2 protein-coding genes are annotated in these 1,870 nt (G+C 65.5%); one reads left to right on the top strand and one right to left on the bottom strand.

Annotation, left to right across the window (positions count from 1 at the left end):
• Nucleotides 1-77: 77 nt before the first annotated feature.
• Complete coding sequence (locus tag RMO23_RS13855) at nucleotides 78-977, bottom strand: DMT family transporter (protein WP_309682614.1); 900 nt, start codon at nucleotides 975-977, stop codon at nucleotides 78-80.
• A gap of 141 nt (nucleotides 978-1,118) precedes the next feature.
• Between RMO23_RS13855 and RMO23_RS13860 the strand changes: the two genes are divergently transcribed.
• Nucleotides 1,119-1,870: quinone oxidoreductase (locus RMO23_RS13860; RefSeq protein ID WP_309682616.1), on the top strand; the 752-nt coding region annotated here is incomplete at its 3' end.

Below are 1,870 nucleotides of genomic sequence, written 5' to 3' on the forward strand. Positions count from 1 at the left end.
CGCAGGCCGGCTACATGACCGGGCAGAACGTGCTGGCCGATGGCGGGGCCTTTCCGGGGACTTTTTGAGGTCTGTCGCTACCGCCGCGACGACACCACGATCCCGCCCACAATCAGCAAAAACGCCAGCGCATGGTAGAGATGCGGCAATTCGCCCAAGAAGGCCGCTGACAGAAGGGCCGCAAACAGCGGGGTGAGGTTGGAGAAAAAACCCGCCACGGCGGGCCCCACGCGCTGCACGCCGACGCCCCAGCAGCGGTAGGCAATCACGGCGGGGCCGACGGCCACATACGCCAGAGCGGCGGCCAGTGGCCAGCCCCAGCCGATGTGGACGTCTAGCAGCGCCCATTCGGCGCCCGCAAACAGGCCCGACCAGCCCAGGCCAAAGACGATTTGCGCCATCAGGAAGGCGGCCCAGTCGTTGCGGATGTCGGGCGGCTCCCTGGGCTGCGACAGCAGCCAACTGTAAAACGCCCAGGCCAGGGTGGCCAGCAGCACGTAGACATCGCCGGGCACCAGCCGCACCTGCGCCAGCAGCGCCCAGTCGCCGCGGGACAGCACCAGCAGCACGCCGGCAATCGACATCAGCGCACCGGCCACCTGCATGCGGGAGACGCGCTGGCCAAAAAACAGCGCACCCACGGCCAGCATCCACACCGGCACACTGGCTGCCACCAGCGTGACGTTGAGTGGCGTGGAGGTTTTCAGGGCCAGGTACTGCAGCGCGTTATAGCAGCCCACGCCGAGCAGGCCCAGCAGGGTAAAGCGCCGCCAGTGCGGCCACAGGGCGCTGCCGGGCCGCAGCAGGCGATGGGCCAGTGGCAGCAGGATCAAAAAGGCCAGCGCCCAACGCAGAAAATTCAGCGTCATGGGCGGCACCAGCGTGTTGACGAGTCGGCCCACCACCGCGTTGCCGGCCCAGAGCAGAGGGGGAACCACCAGCATCAGGGCGGTGGCAGGGGTCAGGCGTTGCGTCATGGCTGCGACTTTATCAAGCCCGTTGCGATTCGCGTTGCGCGCGCCGGTTCAGCCCTCAAAAAAGCGGCCCATTTTGATTCGTGGCACGATGGCAGCCATTTTGTTGATTTTTGAACCATTCCAACCTGCAAGGACCTCAGCATGGCATCCATCACCTCCAAAGCCGTTCGCATTGACCAGCACGGCGGACCCGAAGAGCTCAAACTCGTCGACGTCGCGGTCGGCGAGCCCGGCCCCGGTGAAATCCGCATCCGGCACAAGGCCGTGGGGCTGAACTACATCGATGTCTACCAGCGCGCCGGCCTGTATGCGCTGCCCATGCCGCTGCAGCTGGGCATGGAGGCCTCGGGCATTGTTGAAGCCGTGGGCGAGGGCGTGACCCATCTGCAGGTTGGCGACCGCGCGGCCTACGCCAGTCAGCCGCCTGGCAGCTACTGCGAAGTGCGCGTGATGCCGGCCAAATGTGTCTGCAAGCTGCCCGACGCGATTTCGTTTGAGACCGGCGCAGCCATGATGCTCAAGGGCCTGACGGTTCAGTACCTGTTGCGCCGCACCCAGCCGCAGGGCGGGCTGCAGGCCGGCGACTTTGTGCTGTTTCATGCGGCGGCTGGGGGCGTGGGCCTGATCGCCTGCCAGTGGGCCAGGGCCATGGGCCTGCAGCTGATTGGCACTGCGGGCTCCGACGAAAAATGCGCTCTGGCCAAGGCCCAGGGCGCGGCCCATGTCATCAACTACGCGACCGAAGATTTCGTCGCCCGGGTGAAGGAAATTACGGGTGGCAAGGGGGTGAAGGTGGTCTACGACTCGGTCGGCAAGGACACCTTCCTCAAATCGCTGGATTGCCTGCGTCCTTTTGGCCTGATCGCCAACTTCGGCAATGCATCGGGCAAGGT

Source organism: Polaromonas sp., assembly GCF_031411155.1.
In the GTDB taxonomy this organism is placed as follows: Bacteria; Pseudomonadota; Gammaproteobacteria; order Burkholderiales; family Burkholderiaceae_C; genus Polaromonas.

What these genes read in the sequence shown, in the direction of transcription:
- RMO23_RS13855 (WP_309682614.1), bottom strand. Translation starts at nt 977, where the DNA reads ATGACGCAACGCCTGACCCCTGCCACCGCCCTGATGCTGGTGGTTCCC.